Below are 22,329 nucleotides of genomic sequence, written 5' to 3'. Positions count from 1 at the left end.
AGCGGATGCCCAGCCGTATAAAGGACTATTTGGTTATATTAATTGCCGGCGTGTGCTTCAGCACGACCGCGCCCGCCGATCATCAAACCGGCCCGGAACACTTCACCTTACTGAGCCGTGCGGGTGCCGTTCAACTGGAGTCTCGACTGGACAGGACACAGCGCCAATGGTTGCAGAACAAACGCGAACTGGTGCTGGGGACTGCTGCGCCCGACTACCCGCCCTTCGACCTCACCTCCAGCGGTCGCGACTACGAGGGGTTGACCGCCGACTACGCAGGGCTGCTGGCCGATGCCCTGAACCTGCCCATCACAGTATTGCGCTATCCCACACGTGAGGCAGCAATCCGCGCCCTTGAATCGGGCGACATAGACCTGCTGGGCTCCGCCAATGGCTTCGAGGCCGCCAACGCGAACCTCGTGTTGTCGGAGCCGTACGCGGTGGATCAACCCGTGCTGGTGACCCGCGAGGGAGAAACCCGCAGCCTGAACGATAACCTGGCCGGGCTGCGCTTGAGCCTGGTGTATCACTACCTGCCGCTGGACGAAGTGGAAAAGCTGTACCCGCAAGCGCACATCAGCACCTATCCCTCGTACCAGAACGCCTTGAATGCAGTGGCGTTCGACCAGGCCGACGTGTTTCTGGGCGATACCATCTCCACCCATTACATGATCAATAAGGGCTACCTGAAGAATGTGCGCATGGCCAATTTCGGCAAACATGAAGCCTATGGTTTCAGCTTTGCGTTACGCCAGGACCAACGCATCCTGCTGTCCCTTGTCGATTCGGTACTGGCCGCGGTGCCGATCAACGAACGAGACAGTATCGCCAAGCGCTGGAGTGCCGGCAGCGATATCCTGCTGACGGACAAGAAGCTGCACCTGACGCCGCGCGAAGAGCGTTGGCTGCAGGAACATCCGGTGGTCAGCGTGCTGGTCAATGAAACCTTTGCGCCGCTGACCTTTTTTGACGCAGACGGCAAATTCCGTGGCGTCACCGCCGACTTGCTGGAACTGATTCAGCTGCGTACCGGCCTGCGCTTCGAGATTCGGCGCACACGTGAAGTCAGCACGATGATCGAAGAGGTCAGCACCGGAAAAGCCGACATCATCGGTGCAATTATTCCCAGCGATGAGCGGGAGAACCAACTGAACTTCAGCCGTCCCTATCTGGAAAACTCCTACGTGCTGTTGACACGCAAGGAGCCCAAAGCCCCACTGAACCTGGAACAGATGGCGGGCAAACGCCTGGCGATCACCCAAGGCAACCCGCTGGTCAACATGCTCGCCCAGGACTTCCCGCTGATTCAACAGGTGGAGGCCGGCGATACCTTCAAGGCCTCCGAACTGCTGGCACAGGGACAGGTGGACGGCGCAGTGAATTCGCTGGTGATCGCCAATTACCTGCTGTCTTCCCAGGTGTTCCAGGACAAGCTGCAGATCAGCACCAGCATTGGCACCCTTCCGGCCACCTTTGCCCTGGCCACGTCGCGCGAAGCCACCGAGCTGAGTTCGATCCTCGATAAAGCATTGCTCAGCATTGCCCCGGATGAACTGGGCATCATCAACAGCCGCTGGCGGGGATACTCCACAGCCTCCGACAGCTACTGGCGCAACTACCACCGTCTGATCACGCAAATCATCATCGGCGCCGGGCTGTTACTGCTCACGTCCCTGACCTGGAACGCCTACATGCGCCGCCAGATCACCCAGCGAAAACGCGCTGAGCGGGCGCTCAACGATCAGTTCGAATTCATGCGCGCACTGGTCAATGAAACCCCGCATCCGATCTATGTACGGGATCGCAGTGGTTTGCTGCAGACCTGCAACGACAGTTACCTGCAGGCGTTTGGCGTCCAGCGTGAAGACGTGATCGGCAAAAACGTGACCCAGATGAACATGGCCATCGAGGCGGAAGCTGCGCAGTACCACGCCGACTACCAGCGGGTCGTGGCGCAGGGCAACCCGCTGATTCTGGATCGCACCCTGCATATCCAGGGCAAAAAGCTGACGATCTATCACTGGATTCTTCCCTATCGCGACTCGGTCGGGGAGGTCCAGGGCATCATCGGTGGCTGGATCGATATCAGTGATCGCCGCCAATTGTTCGACGAGCTGCGCGCGGCCAAGGAGCGCGCCGACGAAGCCAATCGAGCAAAAAGTACCTTCCTTGCGACCATGAGTCATGAAATCCGCACGCCGATGAACGCGGTGATCGGCATGCTCGAACTGACGCTCAAGCGCGCCGACCAGGGCCATCTTGATCGTCCGGCCATCGAGGTGGCCTACAACTCGGCCAAGGACTTGCTGGAGTTGATCGGCGATATCCTTGACATCGCGCGTATCGAATCCGGACGTTTGAGCCTGGCACCGGAGCGCGTGAATCTGCGAGAAGTGATTGAGTCGGTGGTGCGCGTATTCGATGGACTGGCGCGGCAGAAAACCCTCAGCCTGCTGCTGGAGTTCAAGCCGGAGCAGGACGCTACCGAAGTGCTGATCGACCCGCTGCGCTTCAAACAGGTGCTGTCGAACCTGGTAAGCAATGCCATCAAGTTCACCGAACACGGGCAGGTAAAGATCAAGGTGGACGTGCAACCCACCGACCAGCCCCAGCAGGTGGAAATGAAGCTGGTGGTCGAGGACACCGGTATCGGCATCAGCCGTGACGACCAGATGCGCCTGTTCGAACCTTTCGCCCAGGCCGACAATTCCGGGCAACTGGCCAGGAGCGGTGCAGGTCTGGGGCTGGTGATATGCCGCAGCCTGTGCGCCATGATGGGCGGGCAACTGAGCCTGAGCAGTGTGCCGATGGTCGGCACCCAGGTGCATGTCCATTTGAAAATGCCGAGCCTGCAGCCGGTCGAGCGCGTGGACGAGCCAAAGCCGGCCGACCCCGCCCCTGCTGCGGTGCTCAACGTGCTGGTGGTGGATGACCACCCTGCCAACCGCTTGCTGATGTGCCAGCAACTGGGCTATCTGGGGCATCAGTTCACCGCTGCCCAACACGGTGCGGCCGGCTTCCAGGCGTGGCGTCAGGAACGCTTCGACCTGGTCATCGCCGACTGCAACATGCCCATCATGAACGGCTATGAGTTGAGCCGCTCGATCCGCGAATATGAACAGCGCGAGCAACTCCCCCCCTGTGTGGTGCTGGGCTTTACCGCCAATGCCCAGCCGGAGGAAAAACTGCGCTGCAAGGAGGCCGGCATGGACGATTGCCTGTTCAAGCCGATCAGCCTCACGGTGCTGGAGCGACAACTGGCGCAGGTCGAGCGACAATCCTGCGGCACGCCGCCGGCCTTCGCCAGCCTCGACCACTTGACGGGAGGTGACGCCCAATTGAGCCGCCGCCTGATGGAAGAGTTATTGAGCAGCAGTCGTGATGACCGTCAGGAGTTGATGGCCCTCACCGCGCAGCGCGCGAGCCTCCAGGCGTTCATCGAGCAGGCGCACAAGATCAAGGGCGCTGCACGCATCGTCCAGGCCGGCACTCTGGCCGCGCAGTGCGAGACCGTGGAACAGGCCTGTGCCCGGGAAGATGACTGGCCTGCAATCGAAGCGGCCATCAAAATCCTGGAAAAAGGCATGCTTGAGCTGGAGAGGACGCTGCTCATACAACTCAACAGCCTGAAGGCGCCAGGCTGATCAGCAATCCGTCAAACGTAGAAAAATCGCCGCCAGTTGTTCGATACCCGCCTGGTCCTGCTCGGTGAAGCGGGCCAGCGACGGGCTGTCGAGGTCGAGTACGCCAATCAACTGGCCATTCTTGACCAGCGGCACCACGAGTTCACTGTTCGAGGCGCTGTCGCAGGCAATATGGCCGGCAAACGCATGCACATCCTCCACCCGCTGGGTTTGTCGCGATGCCGCCGCCGCACCGCATACACCGCGGCCAAACGGAATACGCACACAGGCAATCTGGCCCTGGAACGGACCCAGCACCAGCTCTTCATTACGATTGAGGTAGAAACCGGCCCAGTTGAGGTCGTCCAACTGGTTGTACAGAAACGCGGAAAACTGTGCGCTGTTGGCGGTGAAATCACGCTCATCCGCCAGCAGCGACTCCAACTGCGCGCATAACATGGCGTAGCCGTCCAGGCCGGTGCCTGCGTGTTGCAAATCGATCATGGTTGACGCTCCAGCAATTTGAGACCCACCCAGTAGCGGGCGAATTGATACGCGCAACGGCCGTTGCGGTTACCCCGTCCGGTGGCCCAGCGTACGGCGAGAATGTCGAGGGCTTCATCGCGCTGCCACTGCAACCCGGACGTGCTTGCCAGCTCGCCGATCCAGTGTTCGACCACATCGAGGAAGTGCTCCTGGGTAAACGGATAGAACGACAGCCACAAGCCAAATCGGTCGGACAGGGCAATCTTGTCTTCAACCGCTTCGCTGGGGTGCAGCTCGCCGTCCACGCGTTTCCAGTTGTCATTGTCGCTCTGGTTTTCCGGGACCAGGTGACGGCGGTTCGAGGTGGCATACAGCAGCACGTTGTCAGGCGCCTGCTCGAGCGAGCCGTCGAGCACGCTCTTGAGGATGCGGTAGTCGCCCTCACCGGCTTCAAACGACAGGTCGTCGCAGAAGAGGATGAAACGCTGCGGCAGCTTGAGCAATTGCTCGACCACGCGCGGCAGATCGGCCAGGTGGTCGCGCTCGATCTCGATCAGGCGCAAGCCGGCCTTGGCGTGCTCGGCCAGCAGGGCACGCACCATGGAAGATTTACCGGTGCCCCGCGAGCCCCACAGCAACGCATGGTTGGCAGGCAGGCCGTTAATAAACTGCTGAGTGTTGCGCGCCAGTTGCTCGCGCTGTTTGTCGACGCCGATCAGGTCGGACAGGCGCATGTCGAGGCTGACCTCCAGCGGCAGCAGGAAGCCGCTGCGGCCTTCGCGCTGCCAACGGGCGGCCAGGCACTGATGCCAGTCGATGGCTTGGCGGGGCGCGGGTAACAAGGGTTCCAGCCGCGCGAGTACCGCGTCGGCACGCTCAAGAAAAGCGTTCAATCGAGAGTCCACGTCTATTCCTCTGGCAAGTTCCTGCAAAAGATGGCGTATTGGCAGCCGTGCTGCTGGCCGCAGCAGGCTGCACCTGTAAAAATAAACGATTCGTGCCGGGCAAGCCTTGGCTTGCGGATGTTCAGCTATGCTTGCCGGCGAAAGGAAACGTGAAGTGGTTCAACACTCGATGGATATCAGGTTCGCCCACCGCTTGTCTTATAAACAAGCCAAACTGACTGTGCTGGTAGGTTTCATCCTGGGAACCTTGCTCAGCCTTGGGCAAATTGGCATTGATTATGCCAGCGAAGACGCATCCATCAACCGTGAAATTCGCTCGCTGATCGAAATCAGCCATAACCCGGCGTCACGCATCGCCTACAACATCGACGCTGAACTGGCCAAGGAGTTGACGCTGGGCCTGCTGCACTCCCCCGCCATCATCCGCGCGCAACTGGTCGACAACAACGGCGTGATACTCGCGGACGTCAATCGGCCGCGCAGCGAAAGCACCTATCGTCCCATCAGCGATTTCCTGTTTGGCGCCAATCGCCAATTCGAAGACCGTCTGTTCCTCAGCCACATGCCCGACGAGTCACTCGGCGTGCTGTACCTGGACGTTGACACTTATGCCTTCGGCAGCCGCTTCCTGCGCCGCGCCGAAATCACTCTGCTCAACGGGTTCGTGCGCAGCCTCTTGCTGACCGGGATCCTGCTGGGCCTGTTCTACGTGATGCTGACGCAGCCACTGGTGCGCATCATCCGCGAATTGAGCGACCGCAAGCAGGCGCGTCTGGACTGCCCGCCAGGGCATGAGCAGGATGAGATCGGCGTGCTGGTCAACGTGGCCAACCAGCAATTTGACAACATGCAAACCGAAATCCAGCAGCGCCGCCACGCCGAGGATCGCCTCACCGAATACCTGGGGCAGCTGGAAGATATCGTTTCGGCGCGCACTCTGGAGCTCAAGGCCAGCAACCAGCGCCTGAGCCAATCCAACGATGAGCTGGAGGCGGCGAAGATGAACGCCCTGGGCATGGCACAGGCGCGGGCAGCGTTCCTGGCCAACATGAGCCACGAAATTCGTACGCCGCTCAATGGCTTGCTCGGCATGATCGCGTTGTCGCTGGACAGCCCGCTGAACGCCGAACAGCGCCAGCAATTGTCCATCGCCCACGACTCCGGCAAGGTGCTGGTGGACTTGCTCAACGATATTCTCGACCTCTCCAAGTTCGACGCGGGCCAGTTGGAACTGGAGCGCATCCCGTTCGACCTGGGTTCAATGGTGGAAGACACCGCTAACCTGCTGTCGCAGAATGCGGCGCCGAGCGTCGAGCTGACCTGCCTGATCGATCCGAAATTTCCGGCACAGGTGCTCGGTGACCCGACGCGGGTACGGCAGATCGTCAGCAACCTGCTCTCCAACGCCTTGAAGTTCACGCGCTTCGGCCGCGTGGATGTGCGGCTCAGCGCCCAGGGCGATCAGGTAAAAATCGAGGTCTGCGACACCGGCATCGGTATCGCCCAGGACGCGCAGGTAAAGATCTTCCAGCCGTTCACCCAGGCCGGCGCCGGCATCACCCGCCAGTTTGGCGGCACCGGGCTGGGCCTGGCGCTGACCCACAACCTGTGTGAAGCCATGCACGGAAGGTTGAGCATCAGTTCCGAGGTGGGCTTTGGCAGCCAGTTCTGCGCCGAACTGCCGTTGCCCACCCATTCACCCGCCAGCCGACAGGCGCCGCTCAAAGGTGAAGTGCTGGTGATCACCCATACCGGCAGCGGCCTGACGGAGCTGCTCACTTCGCTGCTGCCGCACTGGGGGCTGACCACGCGCTGTTTGACGATGGATGACGACATGACCGGGCAAACGCCCGACCTGCTGATCACCGACTGCCCGGAATGCCTGTTCCGCATCCGCCCGGGCATTACCGCGCCCATTCTCGTGGTCACCGCCTACGGCAATTTCATGCCCGGCGAAGAGGTCGCCGCGTTCGCGCCCTTGCAGCAACAGGCGCGCCCTTTGAGCCGCAATGCCTTGTACCAGATCCTGCAACGCAACCTGCGCAGCGACACGCAGTTGGCGCTCGATACCGTGCAGCGGGAAGCCGCGCCGCTGGCGCACCGGGCGCGCATCCTGCTGGTGGAGGACAACCCGGTCAATCAATTGGTGGCCAAAGGCATGCTCGCCAAGCTGGGTTGTGAAGTGATCGTGGCGGCCCATGGCGGCGAGGCGCTCAAGTTTCTTGAGGAACAGCGCTTTGACATGGTGTTGATGGACTGCAACATGCCGGTGATGGACGGCTACGAAGCCAGCCGCCAGATCCGCCGCAGTGGCCGCTGGCCGGATCTGCCGATTGTCGCGTTGACGGCCAATGCGCTGTCCGAAGAACGCGAGCGCTGCCGAGCGGCGGGGATGGATGACTACCTGGCCAAACCATTCCGCCGCGAGGAACTCAATGCGCTGCTGGACCTGTGGGTTCCCGAGGCGGCAGCGCGTTGAGTTGCGCAAGGCACATGCGCGTCGCATCGCTCATTTGAGCAGCGCTTCAATCTCCCGGGTCAGGTCCTGTGGCTTGGTGGTTGGACCAAACCGCTTGACCTGCCGGCCATCGCGGCCGATCAGGAACTTGGTGAAATTCCACTTGATGCCTTTGGAGCCCAACAGGCCGGGCGCCTGTTTTTTCAGCTGAACGAATAAGGGGTGGGCATCACTGCCGTTGACATCGACTTTCTTGAACAACGGGAAGCTGACGCCGAAGTTCAGCTCGCAGAACTCTGAAATCGCGCCTTCATCGCCCGGTTCCTGCTTGCCGAACTGATTACACGGAAACCCCAGCACCACCAGGCCCTGGTCCTTGTACTGCTGCCAGAGTTGTTCAAGGCCCTTGTACTGCGGGGTGAAGCCGCATTTGCTGGCGGTGTTGACCACCAGGATGGCCTTGCCGGCAAAATCGGCCAGGGTCTTCTGCTCACCCTTGATGGTGGTGCACGGGATGCTAAGCAGCGGGTCGGCCATGGCAAAGTCTCGATCAGTGGAAGGGTTTGAAAAATAGCGGGCAACTCAATCGTGCGCAATTTACATCGATGGCGCTGATGGAGCGCAATCAGCATGCGGGAGTGAGCAAGGCCCCTCCCGCATTGGACTTCAGCGCGGCACGAAGTCCAGGCACACCGAGTTGATGCAGTAACGCAGGCCGGTCGGCGGCGGGCCGTCCGGGAACACATGGCCCAGGTGCGCATCGCATTTGGCACAGGTGACTTCGGTACGGATCATGCCGTGGCTGACGTCGCGAACCTCGATCATCGCGCTGTCGGCAATCGGCGCGTAGAAGCTGGGCCAGCCGCAACCGGAGTCGAATTTGGTGGTGGAGTCGAACAACGCTTCATTGCAGCAGATGCAGTGATAGACGCCATCGGCTTTGGTGTCGTTGTACTTGCCGGTGAACGGACGCTCGGTGCCCTTGAGACGGCATACGTTGTATTGCTCCGGATCAAGCATCGCTTTCCATTCATCAACGGTTTTCTGCAACTTATCCATCGGTACACCTCGGTCACTGAAAAACCCTGATCTGTGTCTTTTCCATGGATCAGGCGGCACGTATGATTGCGCCTCTTCAAAACGCCAGTCTGGCACCCGCGCCACCGCCATTCAAACGTATTTACAGGTGCGGACCGCGCAGGATTCACAGTACGGTAGTGTCTTCGCCGTCTGGATCGTTCATTTTCAGGATCACATCGCCATGCAGGTCAGCAAATCGAACAAGCTCGCCAACGTCTGCTACGACATTCGCGGCCCCGTGCTCAAGCACGCCAAACGCCTGGAAGAGGAAGGCCATCGCATCCTCAAGCTGAACATCGGCAACCCGGCCCCCTTTGGTTTCGAAGCGCCGGAAGAAATCCTCCAGGACGTGATCCGCAACCTGCCGACAGCCCAGGGCTACAGTGACTCCAAAGGCCTGTTCAGCGCGCGCAAGGCGGTGATGCAGTACTACCAGCAGAAGCAGGTAGAAGGTGTCGGCATCGAGGACATTTACCTGGGCAACGGGGTGTCCGAGCTGATCGTGATGTCCATGCAGGCCCTGCTCAACAACGGCGACGAAGTGCTTGTACCCGCGCCGGATTATCCGCTGTGGACCGCCGCTGTGACCCTCGCCGGCGGCCACCCGGTGCACTATCTGTGCGATGAAGGCGCCGACTGGTTCCCGGACCTGGCCGATATCAAAGCCAAGATCACTCCCAATACCAAAGCCCTGGTGATCATCAACCCGAACAACCCCACCGGTGCCGTGTACTCCAGGGAAGTGTTGCTGGGCATGCTCGAACTGGCACGCCAGCACAACCTGGTGGTGTTCTCCGACGAGATCTACGACAAGATCCTCTACGACGACGCCGTGCACATTTGCACCGGCTCCCTGGCCCCGGACCTGTTGTGCCTGACGTTCAACGGCCTGTCCAAGTCCTATCGAGTGGCGGGTTTCCGCTCCGGCTGGATCGCGATTTCCGGGCCCAAGCACAATGCCCAGAGCTACATCGAAGGCATCGACATACTGGCCAACATGCGCCTGTGCGCCAACGTGCCAAGCCAGCACGCGATCCAGACCGCCCTCGGCGGCTACCAGAGCATCAACGATCTGGTATTGCCCCAGGGCCGCCTGCTGGAACAGCGCAACCGTACCTGGGAGCTGCTCAACGACATTCCCGGCGTGAGCTGCGTCAAACCCATGGGTGCGCTGTATGCCTTCCCGCGTATCGACCCGAAGGTGTGCCCGATCCTCAACGACGAAAAGTTCGTGCTCGACCTGCTGCTGTCGGAAAAGCTGCTGGTAGTCCAGGGCACCGCGTTCAACTGGCCGTGGCCGGATCACTTCCGTGTGGTGACCCTGCCGCGTGTGGATGACCTGGAAATGGCCATTGGCCGTATCGGCAACTTCCTCAAGTCTTATCGCCAGTAACGAAAATGACACTGTACGGCCAGCTTTTGGTCGTACAGCGATTATCTGGCAACACTTCTCTGGCCGGCCCTGGGTCTGACCCATCCCTTGAACTCTCGGCAACCGCCAGGCCCCGTAAACACTAGGCCGCAAGGCGATTGAAAGCGCGTGCCGAGCGGTTTGTCAGGTAGGAAAATCCCTTCAAGGGTTTACATAAAAGGTGTAGGACACAGTTTGAAATAGTCGCCCGGTTGAATCACCCCAGGCTGCACCTTATATACCCCGCAGTACGCGACATATTAAGCATGAGGAGAACTCTACAACCATGATGCGCATCCTGCTGTTTCTGGCCACTAACCTGGCGGTCGTGCTGATTGCCAGCATCACCCTGAGCCTTTTTGGCTTCAACGGGTTCATGGCGGCCAACGGGGTTGACCTGAACCTCAATCAGCTGCTGGTTTTCTGTGCGGTCTTTGGTTTTGCCGGCTCGCTGTTTTCGCTGTTCATCTCCAAGTGGATGGCGAAAATGAGCACCAGTACCCAGGTGATCACCCAGCCCCGTACCCGACATGAGCAATGGTTGCTGCAGACCGTCGAGCAATTGTCCCGCGAGGCCGGCATCAAGATGCCCGAAGTCGGGATCTTCCCGGCCTATGAAGCGAACGCCTTCGCCACCGGCTGGAACAAGAACGATGCGCTCGTTGCGGTCAGCCAGGGCATGCTGGAACGCTTTTCCTACGATGAAGTGAAGGCGGTACTGGCCCACGAGATCGGCCATGTAGCCAACGGCGACATGGTTACCCTGGCGCTGGTACAGGGCGTAGTAAACACCTTTGTGATGTTCTTCGCGCGGATCATCGGCAATTTTGTCGACAAGGTGATCTTCAAGAACGAAGAGGGTCGCGGCATCGCCTACTTCGTGGCGACCATTTTCGCCGAGCTGGTGCTGGGTTTCCTGGCCAGTGCGATCACCATGTGGTTCTCGCGCAAACGCGAATTCCGTGCAGACGAAGCCGGTGCGCGTCTGGCCGGTACCGGGGCGATGATTGCAGCCTTGCAGCACCTGCGCTCCGAACAGGGCCTGCCGGTGCATATGCCGGACAGCCTGACCGCCTTCGGTATCAACGGCGGCATCAAACAGGGCATGGCGCGCTTGTTCATGAGCCATCCACCGCTGGAAGAGCGAATCGACGCACTGCGCCGTCGCGGCTGACGGTCAGGCAGTGACACTGAAAAGGGGCGACTTGATCGCTCCTTTTTTGTGGGTGCTTGAAACGCCATCGCGGGTAAGCCCTAATGTCAGTCAGTTAAGCGCAGATCCCCTGTGGGAGCGCCGGCGCGACAATTCGACTTACCCGCGAAGGCGTTGGCATGAACAGCGCAGACCTCAGCGCCGGTCCAGCCGATAGGCGCGCTCCTCCAGTCGCGTGACGCCGTCCTGCACGAACTTCCAGCTCTCGCCCAAGATGTCCTGCTCTTGCAGCACATCCACGCTCCAGCCCTCACACAACAACGTGCGCACTTCGTCATCATTCACCGCAAAGGGCGGGCCGGCCTTTTGCACCTGGTCATAGTCGAGCGTGACCAACAGGCCTTTTGTGCCGGCCCCCAGCAGCGCAGTGAGATGCCCGGCATACTGCGCACGCATCAACGGCGGCAAGGCGATCAGCGCCGCGCGGTCATACAGCGCACTGCAATCACCCAGCGCCTGCGCATCCAGGACGAAGAAATCACCGCACCACAGCTCGATCAGTCCCGTCTGATAAACCTTGAAGGCGCCCTTCTCAACGACCTGTGGCGTCAGGCCCTGCTCACTGAAGAACGCCTGAACCGCCTGCTCCGACAGCTCCACGCCCATCACGCGATACCCCTGCGCGGCCAGCCAGATCAAATCCAGGCTTTTACCGCATAACGGCACCAGCACTTTTGCAGCCTCGGCCACGCCCAGCCTCGGCCAGTGGCGTTGCAGGTACGGGTTGACCTCGGGCAGGTGAAAGCCGATCTGATTGCGCGCCCAACGCGCTTGCCAAAATTCAGGCTGCATAAATCCCCCGGGAAATTCGATCAAAAAGCGCTAAAACTTATATTGGATTTAGATCAATGACCTGACTGAAGATGGCAGCATCTTAACCCTCAGGACCCTACGCATGTTGCCCAGCCTGTTCATCTCCCACGGTTCGCCCATGCTCGCCCTGCAACCGGGCGCCAGCGGCCCTGCTCTGCAGCGGCTGGCGGCAGAGCTGCCCAAGCCTGAGGCGATCGTGGTGGTGTCGGCGCACTGGGAAAGCGCCGGGCTGCTGGTCAGCGGCAGTGCGGCGCCGCAAACCTGGCACGACTTCGGCGGCTTCCCTCGCGAATTGTTCGCGGTGCAATACCCGGCGCCGGGCGATCCGCAGTTGGCGAGCGCCATTGTCGAGCGGCTTCACGCAGACGGCCTGGAGGCGCAGATCGACGAGCGTCGCCCATTCGATCACGGCACCTGGGTGCCGCTGTCGTTGATGTATCCGGCGGCGGATATCCCGGTGGTGCAAGTCTCGCTGCCCAGCCGCATGGGCCCGGCCCTGCAAACCCGTGTCGGGCGTGCGCTGGCCAGCCTGCGCGAGCAAGGTGTGCTGTTGATCGGTTCCGGCAGCATCACCCATAACCTGGGTGAACTGGACTGGCGCGCCGGACCGGACAGCATCGAGCCGTGGGCCAGGGAGTTTCGTGACTGGATGGTGGAGACCCTCGCCGCCGATGACGAGGCAATACTGCACGACTATCGCCGCCTGGCGCCGCATGCGCTGCGCAGCCATCCCAGCGATGAACATTTGCTACCGCTGTATTTCGCTCGCGGTGCGGGTGGCCCTTTCAGCATCGAGCACCAGGGCTTCACCCTGGGTGCGCTTGGAATGGACATCTACCGCTTCGGTTGACGCCGGGTTTGCTCAGCCTTGCAGGTATTGGCCCCTGTACCGCCATCGGGAGCACGCCCCCCTCCCACAGTTGACCGGGGACTGATCCAAAAAAATATCAGGCAAAAAAAATCCCCGAACCAGTCGGGGATTTTTTATGGGCGATCAATCAGCCAGCGGCAGATCAATCTTCGCGGTAGCGACGCAGCTTCAGCTGCTTACCGGCAACGCGCGTGTCTTTCAACTTGGTCAGCAGTTTTTCCAGGCCGTCTTCCGGCAGCTCTACCAGAGAGAAGCTGTCACGCACCTGGATGCGACCGATGGCTTCACGTGCCAGGCCACCCTCGTTGAGGATAGCGCCCAGCAGGTTCTTGGCAGCGATACCGTCACGCGCGCCCAGCGCGGTACGGCAACGAGCGCGGCCTTCAGCCAATGGAACCGGAGCACGACGCTCACGATCACCACGGTCCGGACGGTCGCCGGTACGCTCTGGACGATCACCGCGCGGGGCGTTGTTCGGCACCAGTGGGCGTTCTTTCTCGATGGCTGCCAGGGTCAGGGCTTGACCGTTGGTAGCCTTGCGCAGCAAAGCTGCAGCCAGGGCACGTGGGGTGCAGCCGATATCGGCAGTCAGGCGGTCGAGCAGTTCGCCGTGGGTCGATTCAGCGTCAGCCACCAATGGCGACAGGCTGTTGGTGAGTTTCTTGATGCGCGCATCGAGAACAGCCTGAGCATCCGGCAGGCGGACTTCGGCAACTTTCTGACCGGTTACACGCTCGATCACCTGCAGCATGCGGCGCTCACGCGGAGTCACCAGCAGCAATGCACGGCCTTCGCGACCGGCACGGCCAGTACGGCCGATACGGTGAACGTAGGACTCGGGATCGTAAGGCATGTCAACGTTGAACACGTGGGTGATACGTGGAACGTCGAGGCCACGAGCAGCAACGTCGGTTGCCACAACGATGTCCAGACGGCCATCCTTGAGGGAATCGATCACGCGCTCGCGTTGGTTCTGGGCGATGTCACCGTTCAGCGCAGCGGCTTTGTAGCCTTTGGCTTCCAGGGCACTGGCCAGGTCCAGGGTCGCTTGCTTGGTGCGCACGAACATGATCAGGGCGTCGAAGTCTTCGACTTCCAGCAGGCTCAATACAGCCGAGGTCTTCTGGTCAGCGTGAACCAACAGGTGAGCCTGTTCGATCGCGGTAACGGTCTGGGTCTTGGTCTGGATTTTCACGTGTTGCGGATCGCGCAGGTGGCGTTCGGCAATGGCACGGATAGACTGCGGCAGGGTGGCCGAGAACAGTACGGTCTGACGGGTCGCAGGCAGTGCCTTGAAGATGACTTCCAGGTCATCCATAAAGCCCAGCTTCAACATTTCGTCAGCTTCGTCCAGCACCAGGTGGTTCACGGTGGACAGGACTTTCTCGTCGCGACGCAGGTGGTCGCAGAGACGGCCCGGGGTGGCGACAACGATCTGTGCGCCGTTACGGATGGCTTTCAGTTGTGGGCCCATGGGCGCGCCGCCGTAAACGGCCACAACGGTAACGCCTGGCATTTGCTTGGCGTAGGTTTCGAAAGCGGTTGCTACTTGCAGCGCCAACTCACGGGTTGGCGCCAGGATCAGGGCTTGCGGTTCGCGCTTGGCAGGATCGATGCAGTGCAGGATAGGCAGGGCGAACGCGGCGGTTTTACCGGTACCGGTTTGCGCCTGGCCAATCATGTCCTGGCCGGCCATGATGATCGGGATCGATTGCTGCTGAATCGCCGAAGGTTCTTCGTAGCCGGTCGCGATGACGGCAGCGAGAATGTTCGGGTTAAGATTAAAAGCGGCGAAGCCGCCGGTTTCCTGGGTCATGGGTCTGCCTCTAAGTGCATCCGCAAAGACCCATGCTCCAAAGCTGCGCATGCCGTGTTGAGACTCAAGAGTCGCCCTGGCTGCTTTGTCGGCGGGGATTTGCGAAAACGAATGAATGAAAAAGATTCGTCAAGGAAGAGTCCGCTGTGCGGACGTGCAGCCGAAGCTGGCTTCGGGGAATTGCGCTACCTGAACGCGGCCCGGTTAAAGGCCGGCGCGCACTATACCGGAAATACCTGAAAAAGGGAGCTTTTTTTCGCGCAACGCACCGATGTACCGCGCTGCGTCACAGGTTTTGCAGATACCCGCAGCAGGGTCTGTTTTGCAAACGCCCGGCCCTGCTGGGCATAACGCTTAAACGATTCACCGATTGGATCGCACCTTCGGTCCGAAACCTTAACTCCCGCGCCCGAGGGCACACCCGATGAATCAAGCCAGCAGTAGCCGCGTCAGCCGTGAACTCCGGGGTCATGTCCTGCTGTTGGGCCTGGACCGGGTGGCCAAGCGCAACGCCTTTGACCTCGATTTGCTCAATGACCTGAGCCTGGCGTATGGCGAATTTGATCGAAACGACGACGCGCGGGTGGCCGTGGTATTCGCCCATGGCGACCATTTTACCGCCGGGCTGGACCTGGCCAATGTCAGCGGCGTGATGGCCGGCGGCTGGCAACCGCCGCCGGGGGGCTGCGATCCCTGGGGCGTGTTTGCCGGACCAAGGGTCAGCAAGCCGGTGATTATCGCGGCCCAAGGTTATTGCCTGACCCTCGGCATCGAGCTGATGCTGGCGGCGGACATCAACCTTTGCGCCAGCAATACCCGCTTTGCGCAAATGGAAGTGCAGCGCGGGATCTTTCCGTTCGGTGGCGCGACGCTGCGTTTTCACCAGCTCGCGGGCTGGGGCAATGCCATGCGCTGGCTGCTCACCGGCGACGAGTTCGACGCCCATGAAGCCCTGCGCCTGGGGCTGGTGCAGGAGGTGATGGCCAGCGAAGACCTGTTGCCGCGCGCCATCGAACTGGCCAGCCGCATCGCCCGCCAGGCGCCACTTGGGGTTCAGGCCACGCTGACCTCGGCGCGTCTGGCCCGCATGGAAGGCGAAACCGTGGCGGCCGCCGCCTTGCCCGCGGTGGTGGATCAATTGCTTAACAGTGAGGATGCCAGGGAAGGCGTGCGGGCGATGATCGAGAAGCGGCCGGGGGTGTTCAAGGGGATTTGATGGCGGCACTGAGGGCCTCATCGGGGGCATGCCCTAATGCCGTTCAGTTAAGGAAAATGTGTGGGCTTATTGTGGCGAGCGGGCTTGCCCCGCGTTGGGGTGCGAAGCGCCCCCAATCGAGCAAAACGCGGTGTACCTGATACGGCTCAGCGCCTGGTTTTGGGGCTGCTGCGCAGCCCAACGCAGGACAAGCCTGCTCGCCACAGGGAATCTGCGCTTAACTGAACGGCATTAGGGCAAGCCCCCGATGAGGCTCTGATAGTCACCTAAGTCGCCGGCCGAATCGCCTTGATCAACGGCTGCAACGAATACCCCAATCGCGGCGCCAAGGCCTCGGCACGCGCCGAGAGCGCCTCCAGCTCCAGTTCCTGATCCAGCTCCGAAGGCACCAGCAAGATCACATTGCCCTCCTTCACCGGCAGCTCCCAGTAATGCCGGTGATACAGCCCGCGCAACAGCGCTGCCCCCAACGGTTTGCCATCGTCGGTGGCCCATTGGTTGATCACCAGCCAACCGCCCGGGTTGAGCTTTTTCTGGCAGTTTTCCAGAAACGTCCACGCCAGGTGCCCGACGCCGGGGCCGACATCGGTGTAGAGGTCGACGAAAATCAAGTCAGCCGGCTCAGCGCTTTCCAGCAACTGCAAGGCATCGCCGATGCGGATATACAGGCGTGGATCATCGTCCAGCCCCAGGTACTCGATGGCGAGGCGCGGCACATCGGGGCGCAGCTCGATGGCTTCGACGTCTTCCAGCGGCAGGAACTTGAGGCATGCCTGGGTCAGGGTGCCGGCGCCCAGGCCGAGAAACAGCGCGCTGTCCGGCTGCTCATGGCACAACGCGCCAACCAGCATGGCGCGGGTGTAGTCGTACTCCAGCCAGCTCGGGTCGGCGGTGAACACGCAGCTTTGCTCGATGGCGTCGCCAAACTCGAGAAAGCGGTAATCGGCCACTTCCAGCACACGGATCATGCCGAAGTCATCATGGACCTCGGCCAGCAGGCGCTCGACACGCTCCTCGGTCATCACTACTCCTAAAGGGTTTACCGCACGGCAAAGGCGCGATTGTCGGCCAACCGGCGGCAACAGGTCACGCACTAATTGCTGATAACATTGGCGCCCGACCGTCAATCAGCCAATCGAGTTCATGATGAGCCAACCCTGGAGCCCCGACAGCTGGCGCGCCCTGCCGATCCAGCAACAACCCCGGTACCCGGACGCTGCGCACTTGCTGCAAGTGGAGCAGAACCTCGCCAGCTACCCCCCACTGGTGTTTGCCGGGGAAGCCCGCGAGTTGCGCCGTCAGTTTGCCGAAGTCACCGAGGGCCGCGCGTTCCTGCTGCAAGGCGGCGACTGCGCCGAGAGCTTTGCCGAGTTCTCCGCTGCCAAAATCCGCGACACCTTCAAGGTACTCTTGCAGATGGCGATCGTGATGACCTTCGCCGCCGGCTGCCCGGTGGTGAAAGTCGGGCGCATGGCCGGCCAGTTCGCCAAGCCGCGCTCGTCCAACGATGAAACCATCGACGGCATCACCCTGCCCGCCTACCGCGGCGATATCGTCAACGGCATCGGCTTCGATGAAAAAAGCCGCGTGCCCGACCCGGACCGTCTGCTGCAGTCCTATCACCAGTCCACCGCCACCCTCAACCTGCTGCGCGCCTTTGCCCAGGGCGGTTTCGCCGACCTGCACCAGGTGCACAAGTGGAATTTGGACTTCATCGCCAACTCCGCCCTGGCTGAAAAATACAGCCAGTTGGCCGACCGCATCGACGAAACCCTGGCGTTCATGCGCGCCTGTGGCATGGACAGCTCGCCGCAGTTGCGCGAAACCAGCTTCTTCACCGCCCACGAAGCGCTGCTGCTCAATTACGAGCAAGCCTTCGTACGCCGCGACAGCCTGACCAACGATTACTACGACTGCTCGGCCCACATGCTGTGGATCGGCGACCGCACCCGTCAGCTCGACGGCGCCCACGTCGAGTTCCTGCGCGGGGTGAACAATCCGATTGGCGTCAAGGTCGGCCCGAGCATGAACCCTGACGACCTGATCCGCCTGATCGACATTCTCAACCCGGACAACGATCCCGGCCGCCTCAACCTGATCGCGCGCATGGGCGCAGGCAAGGTCGGCGACCACCTGCCCCACCTGATCCGCGCCGTGCAGCGTGAAGGCAAGCAGGTGCTGTGGAGTTCGGACCCGATGCATGGCAACACCATCAAGGCCAGCAGCGGCTACAAGACCCGCGACTTTGCGCAGATCCTCGGCGAAGTGAAGGAATTCTTCCAGGTGCACCAGGCCGAGGGCAGCTATGCCGGCGGGATTCATATCGAGATGACCGGGCAGAACGTCACCGAGTGCATCGGCGGCGCACGGCCGATTACCGAAGACGGTTTGTCGGACCGCTACCACACCCACTGCGACCCTCGGATGAATGCCGATCAGTCGCTTGAGCTGGCGTTCCTGATTGCCGAAACACTGAAGCAGGTCAAGCGCTAAGGCCGTAGCTGGAAATGCCTGCTGACGGACTGCCGGTGGCGAGCGGGCTTGCCCCGCGTTGGGGTGCGAAGCGCCCCCAAACGAGCAAAACGCGGTGTACCTGATACGGCTCAGCGCCTGGTTTTGGGGCTGCTGCGCAGCCCAACGCAGGACAAGCCTGCTCGCCACAGGGAATCTGCGCTTAACTGAACGGCATTAGGGCTTGCCACAGTCAAGCACAAGCAAGCCCTCCAACCACAACCCAAGTTACTTTCGCAAAGGGTCATCCCAAAAATGCCGTTGGCTTTCCTGCTCCACGTCAGCGCGGCTGAGCCCAATGTCCTTGAGCGCGTCGTCGTTCAGGGTCGCCAGTAACCGGCGCTCCCGGTACACCGTGTGCCAACGCACAATGCCCTGAAACAGCCCGGCCAAAGGCCGCTTCGCGATCAGCACAAAACCTTTTTGACCTTTCATCTTCTCGCCCTCCTGTGGGGATGACGAAAGTGTGTGCCTGGCTCTATGATCAATCCAACGAATGTTTCTTATGCAATACATCTCGGAGATTGATCAATTGTCCGACTACCCGAGCATCGACACTGACGTGCTGCGCACCTTCGTCGCCATCGCCGACCAGGGCGGCTTTACCCGCGCCGCCGAACGGGTGAATCGCACCCAGTCGGCGGTGAGCATGCAGATGAAACGCCTTGAAGAGGATGTGCTGCAACGCAAGCTGTTCGAACGTGACGGTCGACAGGTACGCCTGACGCCCGAGGGCCAGGTGCTGCTGGGCTATGCGCGGCGCATCCTGAAACTGCACAGCGAGGTGTTCAATACCCTGCGCGAGCCGCATATGGTGGGGCTGGTACGCATCGGCACGCCGGATGACTACGTGATGCGCTACCTGCCGGGGATTCTCACGCGGTTTTCCAAGGCTTATCCGCTGATCCAGATCGAGATGCACTGCGAGGCCTCGAACGTGCTGATGCAGCGCCGCGACCTGGCCTTGACGGTGATCAGCCGCCAGCCCGGCGACGATGTCGGTGAACTGCTGCGCACTGAACGAATGGTGTGGGCCGCCGCCGCGTGCTTTTGCGTGGACGAACACGATACCCTGCCCCTGGCGGTGTCCGGCGTTGAGTGCTTCGGCACCCAGTGGAGCCAGGCCGCGCTGGACAGCGTCGGGCTCGATTACCGGCTGGCGTATCACAGCTCCAATGTGGCGGCGATCCAGGCCGTGGTCAGCGCCGGCCTGGCGGTGATGGTCAGCCTGGAAAGCCTGGTGACCGAAGACCTGCGCATACTCGGCAGCGAAGACGGCTTTCCGCCGCTGCCGTCGATGAACCTGCGGCTGCTGCGCAACCCGGCGATGGCCTCGCCCATCACCGAGTGCCTGGCGCAATACATCCTCGAAGGCTTCAGACTTTAAAGGTCAGCATCACCGCACACACCACCAGAAATCCGCAGAACAGCCCGCGCAGCACGCGCTCCGGCAGCGCATGGGCGACCTTCACACCCCAGCTGATACTCAGCAGGCCGCCGACTGCCAGTGGCACGCCGATCATCCAGTCCACCTCGTGGTGCCACGCGTAGGTGACCAGGGTGACGCCGGTGCTCGGCAACGCCAAGGCCAGGGACAGACCTTGGGCGACCACCTGGGTGGTGCCGAACAGGCTGGTCAGCACCGGCGTCGCAACCACCGCGCCCCCCACGCCGAACAAACCGCCCATGGAACCTGAAGCAGCGCCCAACACACCGAGCCACGGCCAGGAATAACGCATGTGCGCAGTCGGCGGCGCATTGCGCGTGAACATGCGCAGCAGGTTGTAGGCCGAAAGCGTCAGCAGGAAAACGATAAAACCGATGCGCATCGCGCCTGCGTCCAGCCCCACCGCCCAGATCGAACCGAGCCAGGCAAAACTGAAACCCATCACGCCCAGCGGCAAGGCATGCCGCAATTCAATGCGATTACGTTGGTGGTAGCGCCACAGGGCCAGCATTACATTCGGCACCACCATCACCAGCGCCGTGCCCTGGGCGAGTTGCTGGTCCAGGCCGAACAACACGCCGAGCACCGGGATGGCAATCAGCCCGCCGCCGATCCCGAACAAGCCGCCCACCGTGCCGAGGGCTGCGCCCAATACCAGGTATATCGCTAAATCCAACACCGCTCGTTACTCCACAATCTCAAGCCTTGCATGCTACGCAGTCGGCTCTGGCGTGGAAACGCACAGCAACGCACAATGGCTATGCCAATCTTGCATAAGCCTTCGCCCATGAACCCGAACACCCTGACCGATCAACTGGGCCTCTTTCTCGACGTACTGGAAACCGGCAGCTTTTCTGCCGCCGCACGGCGCCATCCGCTGACGCCTTCGGCAGTGGCTCGGCGCATCGACAGCCTGGAAAGCTCGGTGGGCAGCCGCTTGTTTCAGCGCAGCACCCATGCGGTGGTGCCCACCCCCGCGGGCCTGGCTTTTGCCGAACGAGCGCGCAGGATTGTCACCGAGTTGCAATTGGCACGGGCCGAGGCGGTGTCCCTGAGCCATGCGCCGGAAGGCCTGATTCGCGTAGACGCGCCGGCAGCCTTCGGCCGACGCCACTTGGCGCCAGTAATCGCTGACTTTTTGAACGTGTACCCTGGGCTGGACGTGCACCTGCATTTGATCGACAGTTTTGTTGATATGCAGGGCGCGCACCTGGGTAAGGTCGACCTGGTGCTGCGTGCCGGGCATATCGTCGATACCCGGCTGATCGCTACGCCCCTGGCGAGCATCGTGCGTATCGCTTGCGCCAGCCCGGCGTACCTGAAAAGCCGCGGCACGCCCACCCACCCTCGCGAGCTGAGCGAGCATGACGGCCTGGACTGGGACGGCCTGGCACCGATGTTCGCTTGGCGCTTCGAACTGGACGGGCGCCGCGCCACCTGTCGCCCGCAGCGCATCCGCATGAGCGCCAACAATGCCGAAGCACTGTTGTCCGGCGCGCTCGCCGGGCTGGGGATCGCCCACCTGCCGACCTGGCTGGCCAGTGAGTACCTGGTGCGCGGCGAGCTCTTGCCGCTGTTCTGCGAAGGCGGCCTGCCTAGCCCGGAAACCACCGGGATTTACGCGCTGCGTCTGGAGCAACAGCCCAATGCGCGCAGTCGATTGTTGCTGGAATACCTGAAATCCCGATTCAGCCCGGTCCCTCCCTGGGATCTGGCCCTACAAAGTGGCTTGGTCTGACCGACTGGACAGAATTATCTGGCGCATTAAAGGTTTGCCCGCTAGATTCCAGGCCAGATACGCTTTTTTCGAGGCACCGCCATGAGCAAAAATCCTGACCCTTGCGAATCCCTGCTGCTGGATAACCAGCTGTGTTTCGCCCTGCACTCCACCTCGCTGCTGATGACCAAGGTCTACAAGCCTCTGCTGCAAGCCCTCGGCCTGACGTACCCGCAGTACCTGGCGATGATGGTGCTGTGGGAAGAGGATGGTTTGACCGTCGGCGAAATCAGCAGCCGCCTGTTGACCGACCCGGGCTCCCTCACCCCGCTGCTCAAGCGCCTGGAAGCCGAAGGCCTGCTTAGCCGCACGCGCAGCCGTGAAGACGAGCGCGTGGTGGTGGTGGAATTGACTGCCGCCGGCCGCGCCTTGCAGGAAAAAGCCATGGGCATTCCGCAGTGCATCCTCGGCGCCAGCGGCCTCGAGCTTGAGCAATTGCGCCAGTTGCAGGCTGACTTGGTTGCTCTGCGCAGTCATCTGCAGAACGCAATCTAAAGGCACCAAAGCACCAAAAATGTGGGAGCGGGCTTGCTGGCGAAGGCGCAGTGTCAGTCACTGAATTTATTCACTGATACACCGTTTTCGCGAGCAAGCCCGCTCCCACATTGGGTTCTGCGGCGCGTCATTATTCAAAACCTAAAACATTTTTTGTAAATTTATCTTGCGCTCTAAAAATTAGCGCTATACATTCACCTCACCAAC

Annotated in this window: 19 protein-coding genes; 10 read left to right on the top strand and 9 right to left on the bottom strand. The window is 61.2% G+C overall.

The genetic code is table 11. The annotated features are described in order from the left end of the window. Window positions 1-5: 5 nt before the first annotated feature. Entirely contained in the window at window positions 6-3,644 is a 3,639-nt protein-coding gene (locus JOE32_RS00675; protein ID WP_209980527.1) for a transporter substrate-binding domain-containing protein, read from the top strand. Here JOE32_RS00675 and JOE32_RS00670 read toward each other — a convergent pair whose 3' ends face one another. Beyond that, window positions 3,645-4,127 (bottom strand): GAF domain-containing protein, encoded by a 483-nt coding sequence (locus JOE32_RS00670; protein ID WP_209980524.1) that lies wholly within the window; start codon window positions 4,125-4,127, stop codon window positions 3,645-3,647. Beyond that, complete coding sequence (locus tag JOE32_RS00665) at window positions 4,124-5,014, bottom strand: ATP-binding protein (protein WP_209980523.1); 891 nt, start codon at window positions 5,012-5,014, stop codon at window positions 4,124-4,126. The genes JOE32_RS00670 and JOE32_RS00665 overlap by 4 nt, the downstream gene beginning before the upstream one ends. 169 nt (window positions 5,015-5,183) lie before the next feature. On the opposite strand from JOE32_RS00665, the gene JOE32_RS00660 reads away from it, so the two are divergent. Then, the gene (locus JOE32_RS00660) at window positions 5,184-7,493 is read left to right on the top strand and encodes a response regulator (protein ID WP_209990245.1); all 2,310 of its coding nucleotides are present in this window, start codon (window positions 5,184-5,186) and stop codon (window positions 7,491-7,493) included. Between the two features lie 30 nt (window positions 7,494-7,523). Here the strand turns inward: JOE32_RS00660 and JOE32_RS00655 are convergent, their stop codons facing one another. Together JOE32_RS00655 and msrB are read right to left on the bottom strand one after the other, a co-directional pair. After that, entirely contained in the window at window positions 7,524-8,009 is a 486-nt protein-coding gene (locus JOE32_RS00655) for a glutathione peroxidase (RefSeq protein ID WP_209980520.1), read from the bottom strand. A gap of 129 nt (window positions 8,010-8,138) precedes the next feature. Continuing rightward, window positions 8,139-8,531 (bottom strand): peptide-methionine (R)-S-oxide reductase MsrB, encoded by a 393-nt coding sequence (msrB, locus tag JOE32_RS00650; protein ID WP_209980518.1) that lies wholly within the window; start codon window positions 8,529-8,531, stop codon window positions 8,139-8,141. A 202-nt stretch (window positions 8,532-8,733) separates the two neighbouring features. On the opposite strand from msrB, the gene JOE32_RS00645 reads away from it, so the two are divergent. Both JOE32_RS00645 and htpX read left to right on the top strand, forming a co-directional pair. After that, window positions 8,734-9,945 (top strand): pyridoxal phosphate-dependent aminotransferase, encoded by a 1,212-nt coding sequence (locus JOE32_RS00645; protein WP_209980516.1) that lies wholly within the window; start codon window positions 8,734-8,736, stop codon window positions 9,943-9,945. Window positions 9,946-10,249: 304 nt separating this feature from the next. Beyond that, window positions 10,250-11,137: a protease HtpX gene (gene htpX / locus JOE32_RS00640; protein ID WP_043050458.1), complete on the top strand. Its 888-nt coding sequence runs from the start codon at window positions 10,250-10,252 to the stop codon at window positions 11,135-11,137. A 174-nt stretch (window positions 11,138-11,311) separates the two neighbouring features. On the opposite strand, the gene JOE32_RS00635 is transcribed toward htpX, so the two are convergent. After that, entirely contained in the window at window positions 11,312-11,968 is a 657-nt protein-coding gene (locus JOE32_RS00635) for a thiopurine S-methyltransferase (protein WP_209980513.1), read from the bottom strand. 103 nt (window positions 11,969-12,071) lie between these two features. Between JOE32_RS00635 and JOE32_RS00630 the strand changes: the two genes are divergently transcribed. Next, window positions 12,072-12,839 (top strand): class III extradiol ring-cleavage dioxygenase, encoded by a 768-nt coding sequence (locus tag JOE32_RS00630; protein WP_209980511.1) that lies wholly within the window; start codon window positions 12,072-12,074, stop codon window positions 12,837-12,839. A gap of 163 nt (window positions 12,840-13,002) precedes the next feature. Here the strand turns inward: JOE32_RS00630 and JOE32_RS00625 are convergent, their stop codons facing one another. Beyond that, window positions 13,003-14,676, bottom strand: a complete 1,674-nt coding sequence (locus tag JOE32_RS00625; RefSeq protein ID WP_209980508.1) for a DEAD/DEAH box helicase — start codon at window positions 14,674-14,676, stop codon at window positions 13,003-13,005. A gap of 424 nt (window positions 14,677-15,100) precedes the next feature. Here JOE32_RS00625 and JOE32_RS00620 point away from each other — a divergent pair, with 424 nt between their 5' ends. Next, window positions 15,101-15,892 (top strand): crotonase/enoyl-CoA hydratase family protein, encoded by a 792-nt coding sequence (locus JOE32_RS00620; protein WP_209980507.1) that lies wholly within the window; start codon window positions 15,101-15,103, stop codon window positions 15,890-15,892. A 266-nt stretch (window positions 15,893-16,158) separates the two neighbouring features. On the opposite strand, the gene JOE32_RS00615 is transcribed toward JOE32_RS00620, so the two are convergent. Continuing rightward, window positions 16,159-16,914: a spermidine synthase gene (locus JOE32_RS00615; protein ID WP_209980505.1), complete on the bottom strand. Its 756-nt coding sequence runs from the start codon at window positions 16,912-16,914 to the stop codon at window positions 16,159-16,161. Window positions 16,915-17,038: 124 nt separating this feature from the next. Between JOE32_RS00615 and JOE32_RS00610 the strand changes: the two genes are divergently transcribed. Continuing rightward, window positions 17,039-18,385 (top strand): 3-deoxy-7-phosphoheptulonate synthase class II, encoded by a 1,347-nt coding sequence (locus tag JOE32_RS00610; protein ID WP_057008388.1) that lies wholly within the window; start codon window positions 17,039-17,041, stop codon window positions 18,383-18,385. A gap of 246 nt (window positions 18,386-18,631) precedes the next feature. On the opposite strand, the gene JOE32_RS00605 is transcribed toward JOE32_RS00610, so the two are convergent. Beyond that, the gene (locus JOE32_RS00605) at window positions 18,632-18,838 is read right to left on the bottom strand and encodes a DUF1127 domain-containing protein (RefSeq protein WP_057008389.1); all 207 of its coding nucleotides are present in this window, start codon (window positions 18,836-18,838) and stop codon (window positions 18,632-18,634) included. 70 nt (window positions 18,839-18,908) lie between these two features. Between JOE32_RS00605 and JOE32_RS00600 the strand changes: the two genes are divergently transcribed. Next, complete coding sequence (locus JOE32_RS00600; RefSeq protein ID WP_209980503.1) at window positions 18,909-19,790, top strand: LysR family transcriptional regulator; 882 nt, start codon at window positions 18,909-18,911, stop codon at window positions 19,788-19,790. On the opposite strand, the gene JOE32_RS00595 is transcribed toward JOE32_RS00600, so the two are convergent. Next, window positions 19,780-20,529, bottom strand: a complete 750-nt coding sequence (locus JOE32_RS00595; RefSeq protein ID WP_209980500.1) for a sulfite exporter TauE/SafE family protein — start codon at window positions 20,527-20,529, stop codon at window positions 19,780-19,782. The two genes, JOE32_RS00600 and JOE32_RS00595, sit on opposite strands and share 11 nt — an antisense overlap. A 108-nt stretch (window positions 20,530-20,637) precedes the next feature. On the opposite strand from JOE32_RS00595, the gene JOE32_RS00590 reads away from it, so the two are divergent. Together JOE32_RS00590 and JOE32_RS00585 are read left to right on the top strand one after the other, a co-directional pair. Then, window positions 20,638-21,588, top strand: coding sequence for a LysR family transcriptional regulator (locus JOE32_RS00590; protein ID WP_209990242.1), 951 nt, complete (start codon window positions 20,638-20,640; stop codon window positions 21,586-21,588). An 81-nt stretch (window positions 21,589-21,669) separates the two neighbouring features. Continuing rightward, window positions 21,670-22,122, top strand: a complete 453-nt coding sequence (locus JOE32_RS00585; RefSeq protein ID WP_209980498.1) for a MarR family transcriptional regulator — start codon at window positions 21,670-21,672, stop codon at window positions 22,120-22,122. Window positions 22,123-22,329: the final 207 nt, after the last annotated feature.

The organism is Pseudomonas sp. PvP025 (genome assembly GCF_017832155.1).
Taxonomy (GTDB): domain Bacteria; phylum Pseudomonadota; class Gammaproteobacteria; order Pseudomonadales; family Pseudomonadaceae; genus Aquipseudomonas.
This window is presented reverse-complemented; position numbering and strand designations above follow the sequence as displayed.